At 39.9% G+C, this 22,368-nt stretch carries 17 protein-coding genes; all 17 read right to left on the bottom strand.

Features of this window, described 5'->3' with window-relative positions:
* Positions 1–109: 109 nt before the first annotated feature.
* The 17 genes from PO903_RS02835 to atpA all read right to left on the bottom strand — a co-directional run bounded on the left by PO903_RS02835 (position 110) and on the right by atpA (position 22,364).
* Positions 110–4,129 carry an S-layer homology domain-containing protein gene (locus PO903_RS02835; RefSeq protein WP_273592545.1) on the bottom strand — a complete coding sequence of 1,340 codons (4,020 nt, stop codon included), beginning with the start codon at positions 4,127–4,129 and terminating at the stop codon, positions 110–112.
* A gap of 233 nt (positions 4,130–4,362) precedes the next feature.
* Entirely contained in the window at positions 4,363–5,490 is a 1,128-nt protein-coding gene (locus PO903_RS02840) for an MraY family glycosyltransferase (protein WP_069328661.1), read from the bottom strand.
* Between the two features lie 113 nt (positions 5,491–5,603).
* Complete coding sequence (locus tag PO903_RS02845; RefSeq protein WP_273592546.1) at positions 5,604–6,362, bottom strand: WecB/TagA/CpsF family glycosyltransferase; 759 nt, start codon at positions 6,360–6,362, stop codon at positions 5,604–5,606.
* A gap of 6 nt (positions 6,363–6,368) precedes the next feature.
* The gene (gene csaB, locus PO903_RS02850; RefSeq protein WP_273592547.1) at positions 6,369–7,520 is read right to left on the bottom strand and encodes a polysaccharide pyruvyl transferase CsaB; all 1,152 of its coding nucleotides are present in this window, start codon (positions 7,518–7,520) and stop codon (positions 6,369–6,371) included.
* On the bottom strand, positions 7,493–9,520 hold the full coding sequence (locus PO903_RS02855) for a DUF5693 family protein (protein ID WP_273592548.1): 2,028 nt from the start codon (positions 9,518–9,520) through the stop codon (positions 7,493–7,495). The genes csaB and PO903_RS02855 overlap by 28 nt, the downstream gene beginning before the upstream one ends.
* A 195-nt stretch (positions 9,521–9,715) precedes the next feature.
* A complete protein-coding gene (locus PO903_RS02860) occupies positions 9,716–11,431 on the bottom strand; it encodes a phospho-sugar mutase (RefSeq protein ID WP_137223245.1) in 1,716 nt (571 codons plus the stop codon).
* 61 nt (positions 11,432–11,492) lie between these two features.
* On the bottom strand, positions 11,493–11,930 hold the full coding sequence (gene fabZ / locus PO903_RS02865; protein WP_273592549.1) for a 3-hydroxyacyl-ACP dehydratase FabZ: 438 nt from the start codon (positions 11,928–11,930) through the stop codon (positions 11,493–11,495).
* 219 nt (positions 11,931–12,149) lie between these two features.
* On the bottom strand, positions 12,150–12,449 hold the full coding sequence (locus PO903_RS02870; RefSeq protein WP_083243576.1) for a DNA-directed RNA polymerase subunit beta: 300 nt from the start codon (positions 12,447–12,449) through the stop codon (positions 12,150–12,152).
* Positions 12,442–13,266 (bottom strand): flagellar hook-basal body protein, encoded by an 825-nt coding sequence (locus PO903_RS02875; RefSeq protein WP_137222966.1) that lies wholly within the window; start codon positions 13,264–13,266, stop codon positions 12,442–12,444. The genes PO903_RS02870 and PO903_RS02875 overlap by 8 nt, the downstream gene beginning before the upstream one ends.
* A 36-nt stretch (positions 13,267–13,302) precedes the next feature.
* Positions 13,303–14,184, bottom strand: coding sequence for a flagellar hook-basal body protein (locus tag PO903_RS02880; protein WP_069328666.1), 882 nt, complete (start codon positions 14,182–14,184; stop codon positions 13,303–13,305).
* Between the two features lie 99 nt (positions 14,185–14,283).
* Complete coding sequence (gene mreB, locus PO903_RS02885) at positions 14,284–15,282, bottom strand: rod shape-determining protein MreB (RefSeq protein WP_069328667.1); 999 nt, start codon at positions 15,280–15,282, stop codon at positions 14,284–14,286.
* Positions 15,283–15,654: 372 nt separating this feature from the next.
* A complete protein-coding gene (murA, locus tag PO903_RS02890; protein WP_137222968.1) occupies positions 15,655–17,025 on the bottom strand; it encodes a UDP-N-acetylglucosamine 1-carboxyvinyltransferase in 1,371 nt (456 codons plus the stop codon).
* A gap of 247 nt (positions 17,026–17,272) precedes the next feature.
* Positions 17,273–17,521: a DUF1146 family protein gene (locus PO903_RS02895; RefSeq protein ID WP_069328669.1), complete on the bottom strand. Its 249-nt coding sequence runs from the start codon at positions 17,519–17,521 to the stop codon at positions 17,273–17,275.
* A gap of 377 nt (positions 17,522–17,898) precedes the next feature.
* Positions 17,899–18,315: a F0F1 ATP synthase subunit epsilon gene (locus tag PO903_RS02900; protein WP_069328670.1), complete on the bottom strand. Its 417-nt coding sequence runs from the start codon at positions 18,313–18,315 to the stop codon at positions 17,899–17,901.
* Positions 18,316–18,349: 34 nt separating this feature from the next.
* The gene (atpD, locus tag PO903_RS02905) at positions 18,350–19,750 is read right to left on the bottom strand and encodes a F0F1 ATP synthase subunit beta (RefSeq protein WP_069328671.1); all 1,401 of its coding nucleotides are present in this window, start codon (positions 19,748–19,750) and stop codon (positions 18,350–18,352) included.
* A 94-nt stretch (positions 19,751–19,844) separates the two neighbouring features.
* Positions 19,845–20,714, bottom strand: coding sequence for an ATP synthase F1 subunit gamma (gene atpG / locus PO903_RS02910; protein WP_069328672.1), 870 nt, complete (start codon positions 20,712–20,714; stop codon positions 19,845–19,847).
* A gap of 135 nt (positions 20,715–20,849) precedes the next feature.
* The gene (atpA, locus tag PO903_RS02915; RefSeq protein ID WP_069328673.1) at positions 20,850–22,364 is read right to left on the bottom strand and encodes a F0F1 ATP synthase subunit alpha; all 1,515 of its coding nucleotides are present in this window, start codon (positions 22,362–22,364) and stop codon (positions 20,850–20,852) included.
* Positions 22,365–22,368: the final 4 nt, after the last annotated feature.

Consider the following 22,368-nt stretch of genomic DNA (forward strand, 5'->3'; position numbering starts at 1 on the left):
ATAACTATATTAGTACTAAACACGTTTTAACCTCTTTAAACCACTCTTCGCATAATTATTTTTGCATAAAAAAAGAGAGAGCCCTCGGAGAGCCCTCTCTAGTAACAAATTACATTTTAGGAAGTTTTTTATCGTTGATCATGACTTTCGCTAAAATAACTGCTGTATCTGAACGTAACATTTTTGCAGTTGGAGAATAGTTGAAGCCTTTTTTAGAATCTCCATCAATAGCAGAACCATTGATAAAGCCTTTTTTGGCTACAGCTAATACCGCTGCTCTAGCATAGCGATCGACAGATGTAGCATCTTTGAAGATTTTTTGTAGACCTGCATCAATTTTCGTTTGATCTGTATCCATTTTAAGATTGAGTGCTTTGGCAATAATTACTGCTGCATCCTGACGACTTATACTATCTCCAGGACTAAATACTTGCGGCTGAGTACCACGTACAAAGCCTGCACGCGCAGCTGTTTCTATATAACGATAATCGTATAGTGCATTTTCTGCAATATTACTATCGCTACTACTTACATCAATAAAGTGTTTGGTACCTTGATAATCAAATGGCATTTGTTTTGCTTTGACGATAGCACGAGTAAATTCACCACGTGTAATATATTGATCTGCTCCGAAAGAAGTATCTGGATCAATAGCTTTCATAATACCTTTGGCAAATAAAGCTTCCATATAATCTCTTGCATAATCATGTTGAACAATATCTGTATATGAATAACTTAGTTTGGCAACCACATAGTAACCAAAACGGTCAAACGGTACAGTTACAGTATGACTCTTCGCATTTACAACACCACCAAGATTCTCCCATTGTCCAGTACTGTTACCCAATGAACGATCAAAGAAGAATACAGTGATAGCTTTACCAGCGTCTTCAGCGACATTATCAGAATAAGACAATGTTAGTGTCCCACGTTTCGATGGAACCAATTCATTTTGCGGATTACGCTCATAGAAACTTGGAATTTTAGAGTTAGAAGCTTGGTAAGGATTCTGTCCTAATTTAGTAGGATCATAATCTTTTGTCGTAATATCATCAGCTAGACCTGGGTCAATCCAATACACTGGACTACTTTTCACGAAATGATTATTAAACTGACTTACGAAAATTTGTTGTCCTACTTTAAATTTAGCATCCATATTGGTTGGAATAGACTCAAAGTTATAACGATCGATAACTCCATCCTGGCTATTACCAATTCCAAATAGAAGGCTATGTCCAGAGAAGACTTCATTTTTCAATTTGTCATCAGCACTTGTACCAATATCACGACGGATAAGGTTCGTTCCAGATGCAAATTTCAAATTCAAATCACCTTCGAATACTTTAGCAGAAGTTTTCATATCTTGCATAAATTCTGCACCCGGAATATTCGTAGGTACATATTTAACAGTAATATCTGCTTTCACTTGCTCGCCGTTGATTGTAACAATAATCGGAATCTTAGTATCTTTGTTAGGTTTCAAATCTCGAACAGTAACAAGATAAGCATCCGGATACTCCGGATTAGTTGTGCTATTAGGATCTGTAAAGAAAGGAGCTTTAACAGCAGTTTCTTTATTGATCACAACAGAAGTTGCATTTTTAGAGTTAACCACTACATCGACAAAGTTACTGTTTGTCAATTTTTCTGCTTCTAGTGGTCTTACAATTTGGTAAGAATCCGTTTGTTTGCTGATTTCCATACGTGCAGAGGAGCTAGGTCCGCCTGTTCCTGTATTGTATACAGTAAAGTTATAAACAATTGGGCTTCCATCTTCTGCAACTGTCTGGTTTCTAATGATAAAAGCAAAAGATTGCTTACTGTAATCATAGAAAACACTTATTCCACTGTCTTTACCTGATGCGTTAAATGCATCATTGGTAGTCGAAGTAAATTTATCTTCCAATGTCCATGTTCCGACAGTAGTACCATCAGATTTTTGAACTTTTAAAATATAGTTTGATTTTGTAAGCGACTTATCACCAGCAAGTACACTTTCTACGCTAGACTTATTAGTCCCTAAATCTACAAAATCAAATGTTCCGTACACATTAAATTGTTTTTGTTTAGTTGTGTACGCTGTTCCATTCATCGTGAAGTCAGCATCTTTAGCCGTTGGAATAGCATCACTACCGCCTGAATATTTGAATGGGAAAACACCTAGTGTAGTATCTACAGGAATAACAGGTACATCTGTAGGTACTAAATTAATTTTAATTGCATTCTCATAAGAGGTTTGATTTGTTTTGAATACAATTTTAACCGTATTCTCTCCTGAGAATAGTGCATTGTATGCTTTAGATACAGCACTGGTAGGAATTTTAAAGTTAGTGTCATTTGGCTTGCTACTATCTACAGGAATAAGCGGAATAATTGTATTATTCACATAGAAGAATATAGTTTGTTTATTTGCGCCATCATCTGTATAACGAATATCTGATTGATTCGTTACATTCTGTAATTTACCAGAAAAATCATCTAACGTATTCGTAATGATTCGCACGTCAGACCCAGCAACGTTCTGGCTATTTTGAATAACCATACCATCATATGCTTTATTAAAGTTAGCATACGGTCCAAACAGTACATTTACTTTCGCTGATACTTCTGGTGTATCTGCTCCACCTTTAGTTGCTTTAAAAGTTAATGTTTGTGTTCCACTGATTGGAAGTTTGGTAAGTTTGTAGAGCAATCTTTGCGTAGGTACAGTACTTCCACTTACGGGAGAAGAGTCAATTAGTGTATAAGACGCATCACTTGCAGTCGCTGCTTTACCGTTACTGTCTACAATTTTACTAATGTTAAGCGTTGTATTAGCATCTCCATTCACTACCAATACTTCTAAAGCTGTTGGTAAAGAGAAGATATTTGCTCCATCTAATGCTGTTCCGATCATCGCTTTAGCAGAAGCATCACTTGTATTAGCTGTATATCCAGATAAATAGTTTACTTTAGAAATATATGCTGCTGTACTATTGCGTAAAGTTAAACCAAGTCCTTTGCTTGAGTCGCCTTTAGCAAGAACAGATAAGTTAATTCCTTTATCATAATCAAACGTACGACTATTATCTTGTGGAATCGTATAGGCTAGTGTTACATATGCAGAAGTACTTTCATCTTCAATAACAGTTGGTGTTACTGTACCTGTATATTGACCTGAAGTTACTGTACTTGGTATCGCTGTACCACTAAACGTGTATGAAATATAATCTGTAAAATTGGCAGGACGTGTGTTGTTAGTCAAAGGAACAACGATTTTACCTGTCACTGCAAATTTGTTATCCGAAACTGTGAAATCCGGGAATGTCGAAAGATCTGCAGAAGTTAAACTTCCACTTTGAGCATACGTATCATAGAACGTAGTTAGTCCATTATAGAATGTAACTTCACGTGTTGTTTCAAGTACTTGTGTTCCATTGATCGCTTGAATGGTCAAAATATTTTTACCAAGTTTCAACGCTATAGGAGCCACTGTAAATTGATAATTGTTAGAACTTGATACAAGAGAAGTTCTACTGTTACCACCATTTACTAAAACAGTAACTTTGGCTGCATTCGGTGCAGAACCACTAAGAGACATATTTGCTGTTTGCTGTGCATCATTGATTCCGCCTTTGGCAGCTGTTAACACAACAGAAGAATTTTCTTTTAATGCTACTGTATCGTTGTCCAATGTAGCATTCAAATTATAGATGGTTGGACCGTCACGGTATTCTACATAAATAGATTCGGCTACTTGTGAAGCAACACCTTGTGTCGCTTTAAAAGTAATACGGTTTAAGCCTGCATATAAAGGAATATCGGAGATTGTTAAGCTTGAACCACCAGAAGTACTAGCATTAATATTTCCAGTTAGTCCTTTATTGGATTTAATCACTGTAACAGCTGTACCATTTTTAGAAATTTGTTCTACATCATAACTAATCGAGTTCGCATTGATATTACTATAGCTACCCGTTACCGTAAGTTTGTCACTATTAGCAATTTTTGGTGTTCCAATATCATACTGCTCATTAGGGAAAATAAAAAAGCTTCCGGTTGCAGCATTAGCTGACTTTGCACCTAAACCTGGGGGTAGACTACTTACAATAAGAACTACCGCCATAAGCATCGATAGTATTTTCTTCAAAATGATGTTCCTCCTTTGATTTCGGTCGCTGCTCCAACTCACTAATGGCGGGCATAACCTGTCTACCCTTTTTATCGGCATCCTACAGGTATATTTTAATAAGTTCAGAGAAAACAATACAAAAAAACCTCTCTTTCTATAGAAAGAGAGGCTTCAATATCGCCGAGATCCTTTGCTAGCAAACGATCTACGACAAATGATTTATTTTATTAATTTTGAAGAAAATACGTTATTTAAGGTTTGCTTCCACGAGTTGGATCAGGTTTGATTCGCAGGCGAGCAATCAATCCAAGAAGTGGACGTCTTGTTTTGCCAACTAAACCAATAAGCTCTGCTCCAATTTGAAGGACAAACATCATGACACAAATCACTAGGAATGTTACCCAATTGGCTTCATTAATAGCAGCCGATGATTGAATAATAGCTAGAACACCGAAAAATGCTGCAATTCCATAAATCAATAATACTGTCTGACGATGACTTAATCCGAGTTCGCGTAGACAATGATGCAAATGACCTTTGTCTGGTGCAAAAATCGGCTTCTTATGTACCCAACGACGGATAATCGCGAAGAAGGTATCAGACAATGGTACACCGATAATGATTAGCGGAGTAATAAAAGAAACAACCGCGATTTGTTTAAATCCAAGTAAGGATAACATCGCAAGACTGAATCCGAGGAACAATGATCCCGTATCACCCATAAAAATTTTAGCTGGATGAAAGTTAAAGTAAAGGAATCCAACAATAGCTCCCAAAAGAAGTAAACATAAAAGCGCTACAGGGTAGTTACCCATAATCAATGACATTGTGAAAATACTACCGATCGCAATAGCAGATACACCTGCTGCCAAACCATCCAACCCATCAATCAAGTTGATCGCGTTCGTTACACCTACGATCCAGAAGATCGTTAGCGGGATAGCAATCCAGTTTTCAAGTGAAGAATACGAATCTTGAAAAGGAATATTTACAAAATCCACTTTGATTCCGTATCCGAATACTACTGTACATGCAGCAATAATTTGACCCAACAATTTAACACGAGCTGATAATTCAAAACGGTCATCCAGTACACCGATCAATACAATAATTGAACCCGCTGTAAAAAATGCTTTCATAAAATTAGCGTCGCGTGCAGGTAGATCAAATGGCAAAAACGGAAGGACAGCAACAAAAGCAATCGTAAATGCTAAATAAATCCCCAGTCCGCCAAGCCTTGGCATGATTCTCGTATGCACTTTACGGGCATTAGGAACATCTACGGCTCCGATTCGAATTGCAAACTTTTTGACGAGCGGCGTTAGAACCAGTGCCAATGCCAGCGCCAGAACAAATCCGAGAATAAAAATGATTAACATTTTGCTTTTCGACCCCCAATTTATCTCACGGAGCCAATTATACTCCGTTCGAAATTAAACACCAAACTTCTTTTAAGCACGTTTTAGGCGATATTCATCTAAATTTCATCTATTTAATGAACTTTTACTACGTTTTCCTTGTCCTTTAGCACTTTTAATACGAATTTCGGAAGCGCAAGCATTCTTTTGTATCGTGTAGGCTCTTTAAGCAAGCGATAAAACCACTCTAAACGCAGTTTTTGGAATAATTTTGGTGCACGTTTGGTTTTGCCAGAGATCACATCAAAGCTTCCACCTACACCCATAATGATCGGAACACCCAATTCTTGCTTGTATGTACCAATCCAAGGTTCTTGCGTATCTGCTCCTCTTGCAACAAAAAGAAGATCAGGTGCAAGGCTACGAATCTCAGCAATAATTTGTGCATCTTGATCTGGGCCAAAAAATCCATCCCGATAACCCACAACTAAAGTATGGGGATATAAACTTTTTAACCGGGTAGCTGTCGCCTGAATCACTTCAGGTGTTGAACCTAGTAAATATACTTTCCAATGAAGCGCCTGTCCTCTATCCATCAAACGATGTAATAGATCGTATCCAGCTACACGTTCAGCAACAGGTTGACCACAAGTAGAAGCTGCCCAGACTAACCCTGCTCCATCAGGAACAAGTAATTCTGCATTTTTCATCACTTGCATATAAGCAGGTTGTTCCAAAGCCGTCATAATCATGATTGGATTCGCTGTAATAATCTGCTGCGGTTTACCCTTTTTGATACTTTGTTCCAGATATTCAACGGTATCGTCCATATTCATTTTGGATACTTGTAATCCGTAAATCGGAACCGTCGGTATGGTATTCCATTCTTTCATTATATATCACCTTTGTGCTAAATAATAATGAGCAATAAAACGAGCAGGGCTAGCAGCATCTTGTTTGAGTAATTCAATAAAAGAAGCTTTGCTGGCACGCCATCCTTCTTGATCATCTAGCAATACTTTCGTTTCTTTTGCCAATTGAAGCGGATCCACCTTTGTACTAGTGCCTGTGGCTTGAATCTGTAAACGATTCAAGAATTGATCGATTTTGGGATCATACGATATGCCAATTAAAGGTACGGATTGAGATGCTGCATAGATAAGACTGTGAAGCCTCATACCTATAATAGCATGACAATGGCTAACTTCCACTAACATTTGTTGTGGATCTGTTACTTGTTCTGCGCTACTTATCATACTTCCATGCTCACGGATATCCCCAATACGATCAATAACATACTGAGAAGCTTGCTCATCTTCTGGCAAATGGAAAGGTAAAAAGCGAAGATGAACCGGTGATTCTTGACTTAACAAACGTAAACCATCCGCTATTCCATCTAACTCACGACGCTGTTTATCCCAAAAGCGAACCGATATACCCACAACAGGAAGCGAATCCATATTCGCTTCTCCTATATGAGTTAAAGACTTAACTTGGATAGGATCGCGTGTCGTAGGTAACGGTAATCCCATAACAGGATCAGCAACCACTTCAATCTTAGAACGAGAAAGCCCCATTTTTTCTAATAATAAAGCAGATTCCTGATCCCGTACAGAAACATAAGCACTTCGTTTAAAACTATTTTTAATCCATGAGAAGAAGAATTTCTTCTGTATAGGTCCTACACCTTGAGCATAAATAAACACAGGCTTACGTAACCATTGAGCGATACGAACAATGCCTAGATAGTAAGGAATAGTCATGATGCCTGTAGAATCTTGAAGTAAACTACCGCCACCACTGATCAGACCATCACTTTCTTTAAGCAATTGACGAATTTCGCGAATCTTCAACCGACCTACAGAGCGTACTCCATACATTTTGGAAGTCCATTCAGGATCACCTGACAATACGATCGGCTCGATTTGAATACCTTGTTGTTTACCCTGATCTTCCAGTGAATTCAAAATGGATTTCAATACGGCTTCGTCTCCACTATTGCGGAACCCATAGTATCCAGAGATTACGATTTTCGCAGAAGCGGTAGCCATTTTTTCCAACACCTTTCAAGGATTTGCCATGCAATCACAGCAACCAGTCCAAGAATCAAACCAAGTCCCATTCCTAGCAGACCACGAATCAGAGAAATATGAACAGGTGAATGAATATGCGCAAATGTATCAACCATCGATAATTGACCAATACAAGCAATAATCATAATGTAAATCGCATGACGATACTTCGCTGCAATAAATACACCTAAAATAAATAATGGATGAGCCATTAAGAATTCTTTATTACGTGGACGAACACCTAATAAGCTTTCTAGTGCATTACGGAAATGCATTTCAAGCGGTGTTACTGTTCCTGCATTACCGGTACGCGAAAGATAATACATGCCTACAATTCCTACGATACCCAGTACAATAATCCAAGTTAGTGTAATTGGAGTCGTTAGTACTTTGCGAATACCACCTATACCAAAACTTTGTTTGCCACGATAAAAAGCGATATAAACCGCAATTAAAGCGATAGGCGCGAAGTGTAATAAACTTACACCACGGAATTGGTTGATGACTAGTTGATACGTAATATCGTTTAGAAGTCCGATAATAAATAATGCTCCTGTTAATGACCACAGCGATGTACGAATAAACAAGATAACGGCTTGAATCACACGCTGACTTACAGATAATTGATGTCTTGTTTCGTATAAACGATCTACTTTGCGTACAGCATAGATCATCGCGATCGTTGGTGCACTAATAGCCGCTAATAAAGCAATACCTTGTTCTAAAATAAGCGCTTGATGAATTAAGATCATTCCTGCACTTCCAACAAGTCCAAGTACAAATACGATCAAAGTGAAGCGTCGTACAAAATAAGAAACCAGCAAAGCAATATACGCAATCGCACCAATCAGTACAATTAATTTGAAATATTTATTGAAAACAGAATGACTTACATCCATAGCGGAAGCAGGTCCAATTTTAAAACCGTGACTTTCGATATTTTGAATCGCATGCCCTTCGGTTTGTAGACTCTTAATGACATTATCAATCGAGTTAGTCATTTGAGCTTTGGTCGTGTCACGAGATACCGCCAAGTTGATATACATCATCCGAATATTGCGATCTTTGGCTGCCAAAGCAAAACGATCAGCTACTGTATAAGGATCTAGCTTAGAATCGGATTCGCTCAATGAATACAATCGAACCACATTATAATCCATCAGGTAGGCTAATTTGCTAAACCCAGTTTGTGGTTTTTTCAAGTTTTCGATAGCTGCTATACCAATTCCATGTTGATTCAACAATGTAGCAAAGTTAGCAATACTTTTCTTCTCGATATCGTCAGTGAAACCTGTAACTGATTCACCATCGAAAAGAATTGTTTTAACACCATATTCAGCAAATTGACTTAACAATCCATTCATACGATTTTGATCATAAGGTAATGAATCGTTTAAACGGGGGACGATTTGGAAGCCCATGTTGTGAAGCATCCGCATAGTGATTGGATCTGGATCAAGTGGCTTTAGTCCAGCTTCATCCGCAGAAGTCTGAATAACCACACCCGGTAATCCTTTGAAGCTCCAAGGTACAACAGGGATGCCCAATGAATTGTATACACGCTGAAGAACAGGCTCTAGTAATTGTGCATTTTCTTCACTTGTAAACTGGACATATGTAAAATTTTCATTTTGCGGAATAACCTGATTTTGAAGATTAGCCACATCCACAGAATTATACACATTTAGACGTTGCGATTTTTGCAATTCACTTAAATTACTTTGGTATACAGCGACAGAACCTATGCCTGCATCCTTCAGCAATTGAAGCTGTTGCTTGATATAATCCTGGGGATGAGGCTGATACGATGCAATATCGATCAGATTACGATAATTAAAAACAAACTCTACATTTTTGGACGTTGATTCGGTTTTGGTACGATCAAAAGCAATCGGCAATGATGCCACCAAACCAATAATCACTAATATCCATAACCATTTCACAGAAGAATTATTCCAATGCTGCCATTTTTGAACCACTCAAGTACCTCCTTAGTAAGTTCGTTATGTCGCTTTTGGGGAGTCGCCCAAAGAAGAACATAACGAATGGTTCCGCTGTTAAGACTAAGCCTCACAGCGGAACCCTTCATTCATCTGATCTATTATATACTGCCTAGTGTGTCTATCCTACTAAAAATTGATGACAAAACGCCATTTTATCGAAATATTTTTTGTTTATCCGTCTACACGTTGCATGACAGCAGCTGTTAATTGTTGAATGCGAGCTGTTGCATCTGCACCTGAATCACCGCGAACCGCAAAGTATACTTTAATTTTGGGCTCTGTTCCAGAAGGACGTAAGCAGAACCATGATCCATCTTCCAATAAGAATTTCAATACGTTTTCTTTAGGAAGGCCATCTAACCCTTTGGAATAATCCAATGCTTCACTCACTTTAACACCAGCGATTTCAGCAGGGCTATCCGTACGCCATGATTCCATAATGCCTTGAATCTGTGCAACGCCATCTTTTCCTTTAAGCGTACGAGATTCCAAACTTTCTTGGAAGTGGCCAAATTGCTCATACAACTCTTGCAATACATCATATAACGTTTTGCCTTGTTGTTTGTAATAAGCAGCAGCTTCACTGATTAATAGTGCTGCAACTACTGCATCTTTATCACGTGCATAGTTACCTGCTAAATAACCATAACTTTCTTCGTAACCGAACAAATACGTATGCTCGCCACTTTGTTCAAATTGATTCATTTTTTCACCGATATATTTAAACCCTGTCAATGTGTTAAATACGGTTGCTCCATAATGTTCAGCGATAGCTGCTCCCATTTCACTCGTTACAATCGTTTTGATTACTGCGCCGTTAGAAGGAAGTTTGCCTTGCTCTTGAAGCTGACTCAAATAATAATGAATCATAATCGCACCCGACTGATTACCAGTTAGAACAAAATATTTACCAGCTGGATCTTTAACGACAGCACCCATACGGTCACTATCTGGATCTGTACCGATCAGAATATCTGCGTCTACTTCTTCACCTAACTTAATGGCTAGTGTAAAAGCTTCACGTTCTTCAGGGTTAGGTGACTTCACTGTTGTAAAGTTACCATCAGGTGCTTCTTGCTCAGATACGATTGAGACGTTAGTAAACCCAAGACGCTCTAGTCCTGCACGTACAGGAAGATTACCTGCTCCATGTAAAGGCGTATAGACAATGTTCAATGCTTTGCCTGCTTCACCTTGTAACAACTCACGATTCACGCTAATAGCTGTGACCGCTTGGATAAAGTCTTCATCTTCTTCTTTGCCTAACCATACCAACAATCCTTGTTGCTCAGCTTCTTCACGACTAATACGCTTAATCGCTGCAAAAGAAGAGACTTCACGGATATTGCTAATCACTTGCTCGGCTTCATGAGGAACCAATTGACCACCGCTGTTGTTATACACTTTATATCCATTATATTCAGGCGGATTATGACTTGCTGTAATCACAATACCACCCGTAGCTTTAAGATTACGAACAGCAAAAGACAATTCCGGTGTAGAACGAAGCGAAGGGAACAATTTCGCTACAATTCCATTTCCAGCAAGTACCAAAGCTGCTTCTAATGAAAATTCAGGTGAAAAGTGACGGGAATCATGAGCGATTACAACAGATGGCTTACCTTCTCCAGTATGAGCAGATACAATATACTCTGCTAAACCTTGAGTGGCTCTACCTACAGTGTAAGAGTTCATACGGTTACTACCTGCACCAATCACTCCACGCAGTCCACCTGTACCGAATTCTAGATCACGGTAAAAGCGATCTTCCAGTTCTTTATCTTGTCCTTGGAGTCCTTGCAATTCCTCTTTGGTTGCTGCATCAATCGATTCGTCATTTAACCATTGATCTAAATTACGTTGAGCTTGTTCACTAAGTGTTGTCATCATATCCATCCCTTCTCCATCTATAAGTTATCAATCATCAAATCATTTCATATTCAGTCGATTACTCTTTATTCGGCTCTGTTAGCGCGAACATAATTTCACCTTCAGCAACGACTTTACCATTAACTGTTGCTCTAGCATTGCCTTTACCGATCGATGCTTTCATACGCGTAATATCCACTTCGAGTTGAAGCGTATCACCAGGTACCACTTGTCCACGAAAACGAACACCATCGATTCCTGCAAACATCGCTAGTTTGTTACGATTTGCTTCCATTTGCAAAATAGCTACTGCGCCTACCTGTGCTAACGCTTCAACAATCAATACACCAGGCATCACAGGATAACCTGGAAAATGACCTCCAAAAAAAGGTTCATTGATCGTTACATTTTTAATACCTACAGCACGTTTACCAACTTCCAATTCCAGTATGCGATCTACCAGTAAAAAGGGAGGACGATGCGGTATAATCTCCTGAATTTGTTGTACATCTAACACAACCAAAACCCCTCTCATTTTCAACAGTATAGGTTCACTTTTTCTTTCACCCATTATCGCATCTTCAGATTGCATGCATAACAATGTGAATCCGAATCGTTCACCTGCATTGTCCCATATAATATGTAAGCAATTTTTAGTTATTTTAAGCAGTCCCCATCATTATAACGGTTTCGACAACAAAAATAAAACTCCTGCATATGCAGGAGCCTTTAAAAGTCATGGTGCAAAAACAAGTTGAAAAATATGCGCCCATGTTTCTGGATATAATACATCCGATATATTTTGTTTACCCAAAATAGCATAACCTACCATTAAGCCTGCCATTAAAGCAACAACAAATCCAACAATCACTAATATGACACGTAATGTTTTGACACCAGCCGAAGCAGATGGAGTAGCTGGCTTCTTCTCCGGCTGTTTTCTCTCAGGTGCAGGCTTTCTCACAATTTTTTTATTAGGAGTTGCTTTACCTTGAGCTTTAGCCGCTTCTTGTACGGCTGCACGTCTACTAGCCACGAATACTATTGGTAATGCTCATCATGTTATCACTAGAAGACAATGTACGTGCTGCCAGCTGATATGCACGTTGTACTGTAATCAATTCAGACATTTCTGCACTCAAATCGACATTAGATCCTTCCAAAAAGCCTTGACGAATCTGAGTTGTTGCAGACATCGTGCCTACAACATCATTTAAGTTCGCTCCGGTAGGTAACATGAATAAATTTCCATCCATTTGCGTAAGCCCTTCTGGATGAATTATACGATCAACTTGAACCGATTGTGGCAGTACTGTAATTTTGCCTGCACCATCCGTAGAACGAACAACACCTTTGTCATCGATCTGGATACTGGTTTTGGCTGGAACTTCCAAAGGAGCAGATACCCCTCTAGCATTTTTCCCCATTAACAAATAGCCTTGATCGGTTGCCATAAATGCTTTGGTCGGGTCTGTTGCTGAAGGTACAAAGTGGAAAGATCCTTCACGTGTCCAACCTTGCTTCCCATCTGCACTCACTGCAAACATACCATCACCTTGAATAGCCAAATCAGTAGGATTATTAGTCGTCTGCATTTCACCTTGAGCGGTATTCATCGTTACATCACCCATACGAGCACCGAATCCTAGATTGTATCCTGATCCTGTTACGCGACCTGGTAGAGCAGATGCTGCACCTGGTTGTTGTTTAACCGCAGTAAATACATCTTCAAATGTAGCTTGTTTTCCTTTGTACCCTACTGTATCGGCATTCGCAATGTTATCAGAAACCATACCCAGTTTTTGCTGGATACCGCTCATCGCTACCATTGCACTGATCATCGAATTATTCATTATTCTCCTCCTTTGCTAACCATCTATACTGCTATATTATACACGACCTACGTCATTGACTGTTTTGTCTAAGCTTTTATCGTAAAATTGTACGATCTTCTGATTTGCTTCATATGCACGAAGGGCTGCTGTCAAATCAACCATTGAAGCGGCTGCATCTACTGTAGAACCTTCCAAGTACCCTTGGCGAACTTCTACATTGTCGCCTGCTTGTAATTGTCTTACACCTGCTGTAGCTGGATCTGTTACACGGAACAATCCATCACCTGCACGAGTCATCTGACCCGGTAGATTCACAACAGAAATGCCTAAGCGTCCAACTGTCGCACCATTGATCTTAGTTGTAATATTTCCTCTTGAATCAAAATTATAATCATCAATCGAACCACGAAGTGTAATAGGATTACCGGTTGCCCCTAATACTTGGTTACCGGTTGATGTTAATAATTGTCCTGCTGCATTCAATTGAAAATTACCGTCACGAGTATAGCCTGTTTCTCCGGTCTTACTGGTTGCTGTAAAAAAAGCTTGTGGACGATACGTTACTGTACCATCTTCTGCTACATATTTACCTGAAGCATCGAAAGGAATGTTCTGCTGAGTAGCCGGGTCTGCCAGATTAATCTCTGACACCAAAGCAAAGTCATCCGCTGAATTCGTCTGACGCATATCACCTTGTACATTCATAGAGATACTTTCTTCTGCCAGTACACCTGTATTCAAACGACCGATATTTCGGTTGCTTGATCCTTGATCTCCATTATTTAACGAGATCAACATTTCTGGAAAAGAACGTTCAATACTCTCTACTTGCTTGTATCCAGGGGTATTTACGTTTGCTATATTTTGCGTCACGGTATCATGGCGACGTTGCTGAGTAATCATACCTGAAGCAGCCGTATATAGACCTCTTAGCATTACCGGACACTCCTTTCGTGTTCAATATAGGGGTGATTCTGATTGTTTATATCCAAGTTTCCGTCTCGTCATTACATTCTACTACTTATATCGGTTAGACTAGAACTTTTTTTTAGAGACTTTGTCCAAATTATTTAACATAATTCCTGTTCCTTTAACAACACAGTGCATTGGATCTTCTGCAACCAGTACGGGAACATGCAATTCTTGAGATAATAATTCTTCTAATCCGTCCAGCATTGCTCCGCCGCCTGTCAAAATAACACCACGGTCAATAATATCTGCTGATAATTCTGGAGGAGTCTGTTCGAGCACCGTTTTAGCTGCTGCTACAATCGACAAAATCGTATCGGATAATGCTTCTTGTACTTCACCCGACGAGATCGTAATTGTTTTAGGTAATCCACTAACGATATCGCGACCACGAATATCCATTTCTCTTTGTAAGCCACCCGGACGTACTGTTGCAATATTAATTTTGATATCTTCTGCTGTACGTTCACCGATCAGCAATTTATATTTATTTTTGATATGTCTCATGACAGATTCATCGAATTTGTCTCCAGCGACTTTCAGTGATGATGAAGTTACGATATCCCCCATCGACAATACAGCGATATCTGTTGTACCTCCACCGATATCAATAACCATATTACCACTTGGTTCGAAAATATTCATACCTGCTCCAATAGCGGCGGCTTTAGGCTCTGCTTCCAAAAATACTTCTTTGGCACCACTACGCTCTGCTGCTTCACGAATCGATTTTTGCTCCACTGAAGTAATATTGGTAGGTGCACAGATCAGAATACGAGGATGACTATACCAGCTACGAGCGCCTACTTTATTAATAAAATGTTTGAGCATCGTTTCTGTCACTTCAAAATCAGCGATTACTCCATCACGAAGTGGACGGATAACGACAATATTTTCAGGTGCACGGCCGATCATGCGTCTTGCTTCTTCACCTACAGCAAGTACACGCTTAGTTGTTGTTTCTATAGCGACTACCGAAGGCTCGTCCAAAACGACACCTTTTCCTTTTACATGAATCAAAACATTTGCTGTACCTAAATCAATTCCAATATCCTTGCTGAACATATCAAGAGCCTCCAAAAGTTCGTATTTCCGGTAACAAAGCACCGTCCGTTATTTTATGCTTTTACATCATCTGAGAGCCTATTCACTGGTTATGTTTGAAATGTTAACGAATAAACGTTCTCCGGCAACGATCAGTTCAGCGAAAAATATGTATATGTGCCCACTATGAAATGAATGCAAAAGGCTGACTTATTAAAATTAGCATAATTACCAAGGGTATTCAACGCCATTGTTCGTCATTTTTGGAAAAGAAAATGTCATATATAACAAAAGAGCCAGACTATAATCAGTCTGACTCTTCAATATACGTGAATTACGATATCAAAAGCGATCTAATGTTCGCCTATAGATACATTAAATTCATATACTGTTTTATGCGAGTGTAGGTTGAACATTCAAAGCAGCTGTGTTTACTTTTTCTGTTTTGTCAGAAAAAGCAGCCATTTGTTCTTCTACCGCAGGTGTTGGTTCTTGAGAAGGTTCTGCTTCTTCCAAGCGCCAAATATCTGCTCCCAATCCAGACAACTTTTCAGCCAAATGCACATATCCACGATCGATATGATGTGTTCCGCTTACTTCAGTTGTTCCTTCAGAGATCAAACCTGCACAAATCAATGCAGCTCCTGCGCGCAAATCAGTTGAGCATACTTTCGCACCAACAAGACTTGCTCCACCTGTTACGATCGATGTTCTACCTTCAATACGAATCCCCGCGTTCATCAGGTTGAATTCATCGACATGCATAAAGCGATTTTCAAATACCGTTTCACTGATAATACTTGTTCCTTCAGAAGCAAGCATTAAAGCCATCATTTGCGCTTGCATATCTGTAGGGAAACCAGGATAAGGTAATGTTTTTAGATCGACAGCACGAAGTGGTTTATCAGCGATAACCTGTACTCCGTTCTCATCTGGAATGATTGTAATACCCATCTCTTCCATTTTAGAAATAACAGGACCCAAATGATCAGCAATAGCACCTTCCACGTACACGTTACCACCTGTGATAGCAGCGGCAACCATATATGTACCAGCTTCGATACGATCAGGTATAACTGTGTGTTCTGTACCGTTAAGAGATTCTACACCTTCAATGCGAATCACGCCTGTACCTGCTCCGCGAACTTTAGCACCCATACTGTTAAGGTAGTTAGCTAAATCTACAATTTCAGGTTCTTTAGCTGCATTCTCAATCGTTGTAGTACCTTCTGCAAGAGTAGCAGCCATCATAATGTTCTCTGTAGCGCCTACGCTAGCTACGTCAAGATAAATCTTCGCTCCGCGAAGTCTACCATCACATTTTGCTTCGATGTAGCCTTGCCCCAAATTAATCTCTGCACCCATAGCTTCAAAGCCTTTAAGATGCTGATCAATTGGTCGTGTGCCTATTGCACAACCACCAGGTAAAGAAATACGTGTTTTACCTAAGCGAGTCAACAATGGACCCATAACCAAGAAAGAGGCACGCATTTTGCTTACCCATTCGTACGGTGCTTCACAAGAAGTTAATTCTTCTGCGTTGACCTGAATCGTCTCGTCTTGGTATGTAACAACCGCTCCTAGCGATTCTAATACCTTACTAATCGTCATTACATCGTCAAGAGAAGGTGCGTCATGAATAGTACTTACACCATTTTCTCCAAGTAGTGAGGCAGCAATAATTGGAAGAACAGAATTCTTAGCTCCGCTAACTTTAACACTTCCTGTTAATCGCTTGCCACCGCGGACGATAAATTTGCTCATTAGGGTTCCCTCCGCGCGTCATTTTGCTTATCCGGCATTACACAATGACGAATCCAATCCAGCTGAACATAGTTGCATACAGACGCTAGTGATGTCTGTTATCTCATCTCATTCATCTTCTTAGATTCGTGTGATTGTACAATACCCTATTGCATAAATTTTAGTTTTTAATGTAGTAGGTGAGAATCATACAACCGTTGGTTTTCAAATAAATAGTCTAACACACTTATAACCACACTGTTCACATTCAAAACATAAATCGGATAGACTGTGTCCAGCGGATATAATCCAGCAGGAAATTAGATACGAAATGTCCTAGCACGATGGCAAATAACAAATGAAGCAATTTACCAGCTGCGCTTTTGGGATAACGAATCAATAGATCGAGTTTTAAATTTTGCAATGCCCACCAGGACAAACCAATACAAAGGAGCGATATGAATATGGATAGTAAACCGTTCACACCGACAGCGGACACTGTATCTACCGTACTCATTGTTGAAATAGCTCCCTCCTTTATTGCTTACTGATGAATCATCCTTTTATGCGGACTATTCTATAATACTTGCCAAGCGTTAAAGAATCTAGTCCCAAATTTACAAAAATCAGCATTTTCTTGTCATATTAGTGTTATTTCAGAAAATAAGTGCATACTTAAAGCATTTTTCTCAGCAAATAAATAAATAGTTACTGAAAAGGAAATGCGTGGGGTATGCCTAAAGACCTAACCTAATTCTCAAATTCAATGATTTCTAACATAAATGTCCAAACTTATATGATTAAAATGAACTCAACTATAATAGCACAAGCCATTTTTATAGACAAACTAAAAATAAAAACCGGACCCAAGAGTAGCGGCCCGGTTATATCCATTTAACGGTTCTCACCTGATGAAGATACTTTAAGACGATTCATAGCTCGTTGTAAAGCAAGTTCAGCCCGGCGGAAGTCAATGTGATCTTGAGTCGATTTGTTGTTGAGACGGCGCTCAGCACGTTCTTTTGCTGCTCTCGCACGCTCAATATCAATATTGTTTGGCAATTCTGCACTGTCTGCCAATACAACAACTTTATCAGCACGGACTTCTAGAAACCCACTTTGAATAGCTACCACTGTTTCTTTGCCATTGACTTTGTACACCAATGGAGCGACTTGTAGTGGAGTAACCATCGGAATGTGACCTGCTAGAATCCCAAGTTGACCTTCTACACCTGTGGCTCTTAATTGATCCACCTGTTCGGAAAACACCAGACGTTCAGGTGTTACAATTTCCAATAGAAACGTGCTCACTTTCATCCCTCCTCACGTTTTGCAGGCATATAATTTACAGTGTTTTTGCTTTTTCCACTGCTTCTTCAATCGTGCCTACGAAGAGGAATGCTGCTTCTGGAAGATCGTCATGTTTGCCGTCTAGAATTTCTTTGAAGCTACGTACTGTTTCTTTAACAGGTACATAACGTCCTTTGATTCCAGTAAACTGTTCAGCAACATGGAACGGTTGAGACAAGAAACGTTGAATTTTACGCGCACGCGATACAGTCAACTTATCTTCTTCACTCAACTCATCCATACCCAGAATTGCAATAATATCTTGTAGCTCACGGTAACGTGCTAAGATTTGCTTAACACCTTGAGCGATATTGTAATGTTCTTCTCCTACAATTTCAGGATTCAAGATACGTGAACTGGAAGCAAGTGGATCTACTGCTGGGAAAATACCCATTTCAGAGATTTTACGTTCCAAGTTCGTTGTTGCATCCAAGTGAGCAAATGTCGTTGCAGGAGCCGGATCTGTATAATCATCCGCTGGTACATAGATCGCTTGAATCGAAGTAACTGAACCTTTTTTAGTAGAAGTGATACGCTCTTGCAATTGACCCATCTCTGTTGCCAATGTTGGCTGGTAACCTACCGCAGATGGCATACGTCCTAGCAATGCAGATACTTCAGAACCTGCTTGTGTAAAGCGGAAAATGTTATCTACGAACAACAATACATCTTTGCCTTCTTCATCACGGAAATATTCAGCCATTGTCAAACCTGTCAAAGCTACACGAAGACGTGCACCTGGAGGTTCGTTCATTTGTCCGAATACCATTGCGGTTTTGTTAATAACGCCTGATTCTCTCATCTCGTGATAAAGGTCATTACCTTCACGAGTACGTTCACCAACACCAGCAAATACAGAAATACCGCCATGCTCTTGAGCAATATTGTTGATCAATTCCTGAATTGTTACTGTTTTACCTACACCAGCACCACCAAACAGACCGATTTTACCACCTTTAGCATAAGGAGCTAGCAAATCGATAACTTTGATTCCTGTTTCAAGGATTTCAGCTTGTGTAGACAATTCGTCAAATTTAGGAGCTTGACGGTGAATAGGGTTTTTAATTTCAGATACAACTTCGCCAGCTTCATCGATAGGTTGACCCAATACGTTAAATACACGACCTAACGTTACGTTACCTACAGGTACCGAAATAGGAGCACCTAGATCAAGAGCGTCTAGTCCACGTACTAAACCATCTGTGGAAGACATTGCGATACAACGGACAAGATTATCGCCCAAATGATTCGATACTTCAAGCGTCAAGTCGATTTTGTTACCATTATCTAGCGTAGTTTCGACCTTGAGCGCGTGTAGGATTTCCGGAAGTTGACCACGTTCGAATTCCACGTCTACAACCGGTCCCATTACACTTACAACGCGACCTTTGTTCATTATCGTTTTCCCTCCTACTGACTTGCTGTATGCAGCGATGTCATCAAGCACTGCTATGCAATTGCTTGTACATAATTGATATTGTTAAGCTCTATTAGCCTTGTGCATTCGCTCCAGCGACAATCTCTGTGATCTCTTGTGTAATCGATGCCTGACGGGCACGGTTATAGACAAGTCTTAGATCTTTGATCATTTGAGATGCATTCTTCGTTGCGCTACCCATGGCTGTCATTCTAGCGCCCTGCTCACTTGCTTTACCTTCGAGCAAAGCGTTATAGATCAGTGTCTGTGCATATTTTGGCAAAAGAACTTCCAATACGCCTTCTGCAGAAGGTTCGTATTCGTAGCTTGCTTTAAGTTTATCTTCTTGCGCCACTTCTACCGATTCCATTGGTAACAAACGAGTGGAGTTCGGAACTTGTGTTAGTGCATTGATAAACTGGTTATAACATAAGTAAAGCTCATCGTATCTGCCTTCTTCGTATCCTTTAACAGCATCGTATGCTATGGATTTGATATCGGCATAGGTCGGAAAGTCTGTCAATTCTGTCACAGCATCTGTAATCGGAAGATTACGACGACGGAAGTAATCGCGTCCTTTACGTCCAATGATGAACAATTCGTACTGATCTGTCGATGTATGATTTTCCTTGATCTTATTACTAACATGTTTGAGCATGTTGGCATTATAACCACCCGCAAGTCCACGGTCGGAAGTCACTACGAGATAAGCGATCCGTTTGACTGGACGCTTCTCCAACATCGGATGATATACACCTCTTGTTCCAGAAGCAATACTCGCAACCACTTCACGCAATTTATCGGAATATGGACGTGCTGCTTGTGCCTTCTCTTGAGCTTTACGAAGTTTGGAAGCCGCAACCATTTCCATTGCTTTAGTGATTTGTCTTGTATTTTCTACGCTTTTAATCTGACGTTTGATCTCGCGCATACCTTTAGCCATATGATTTCACCACCTTAACCCTCTGAAAACAAGTTCAAAGTTGTTTCCTGAATCATGGTTGACCACAGTCCGACAGATTGGCTATCGGAGCTGTAGCAACTTCATTACAGAACATCTATTTTGGATCAAATGAACTTAGTTGGAGGTAGCAAAACCTTTTTTGAAGGTATTGATTGCATCAACCAACGCTTTTTCATTATCAGCTGTTAAATCTTTAGTATCACGAATCGATTGCAAAATCGCATCTTGGCTACTTGCCATGTAAGCAAGGAACTCGGACTCAAAGCGACGTACATCAGCAACCGGAATATCATCCAAATGACCTTTAACGGCAGTGTATAAGCTTACCACTTGTTGTTCTACTAACAACGGTTGGTTAACACCTTGTTTTAGAATTTCCATCATACGTGCACCACGGTTTAGACGGGACATTGTTGATTTATCAAGATCTGATCCGAACTGAGAGAACGCTTGAAGCTCACGATATTGAGCTAGATCTAGACGCAGTGTACCTGCAACCTTTTTCATCGCTTTAATCTGAGCGGAACCACCAACACGGGATACTGAGATACCAACGTTAATCGCTGGACGTTGACCAGAATAGAACAAGTCAGCTTCCAAGAAAATCTGTCCATCTGTAATCGAGATTACGTTTGTAGGAATATAAGCAGATACGTCAGATGCTTGTGTTTCAATAAATGGCAATGCTGTTAAAGAACCGCCACCTTTTGCATCACTAAGCTTAGCCGCACGCTCTAGCAAACGGGAGTGAAGATAGAACACGTCACCTGGGAATGCTTCACGACCTGGTGGACGACGAAGCAATAGGGATAATTCACGATAAGCTGCCGCTTGTTTGGACAAATCATCATAAATAATCAATGCATGTTCGCCTTTATACATAAAGTATTCACCCATTGCACAACCTGCATATGGAGCGATGTATAGTAGTGGTGAAGGATCAGAAGCCGCAGCAGTTACGATGATTGTGTATTCCAAAGCGCCATGACGACGAAGTGTTTCTACAACTTGAGCAACTGTGGATTGTTTTTGACCAATCGCTACATAAATACATTTTACGTTTTGACCTTTTTGGTTAATGATTGCATCGATAGCAATCGCTGTTTTACCTGTTTGACGGTCACCGATAATCAACTCACGTTGTCCACGACCGATTGGAACCATTGCATCGATAGCTTTGATCCCTGTTTGCATAGGTTCATGAACCGATTTACGATCAATAACACCAGGTGCTCCGCCTTCAACAGGACGGAATTCTGTTGCTGCAATAGGTCCTTTACCATCAACAGGTTGACCCAAAGGATCGACTACGCGACCTAGAAGAGCTTCCCCTACAGGAACTTGCATAATACGTCCTGTGCGTTTTACTTGGTCACCTTCACGAATTTGTGAATATTCACCAAGAATAACAACACCGACATTATTAGATTCCAAGTTCAAAGCCATACCCATTACGCCGTTAGAGAACTCAAGAAGTTCGCCTGACATTGCATTTTGCAAACCGTATACACGGGCAATACCATCACTTACTTGGATAACCGTTCCGACTTCTACGACTTCAATATCGTTTTTGTATTGCTCGATTTGACTTTTAATCAATGTACTGATTTCTTCAGGTCTGATACTCAAGTCA

Source organism: Paenibacillus sp. PK4536 (genome assembly GCF_028594455.2).
In the GTDB taxonomy this organism is placed as follows: Bacteria; Bacillota; Bacilli; order Paenibacillales; family Paenibacillaceae; genus Saccharibacillus; species Saccharibacillus nuruki.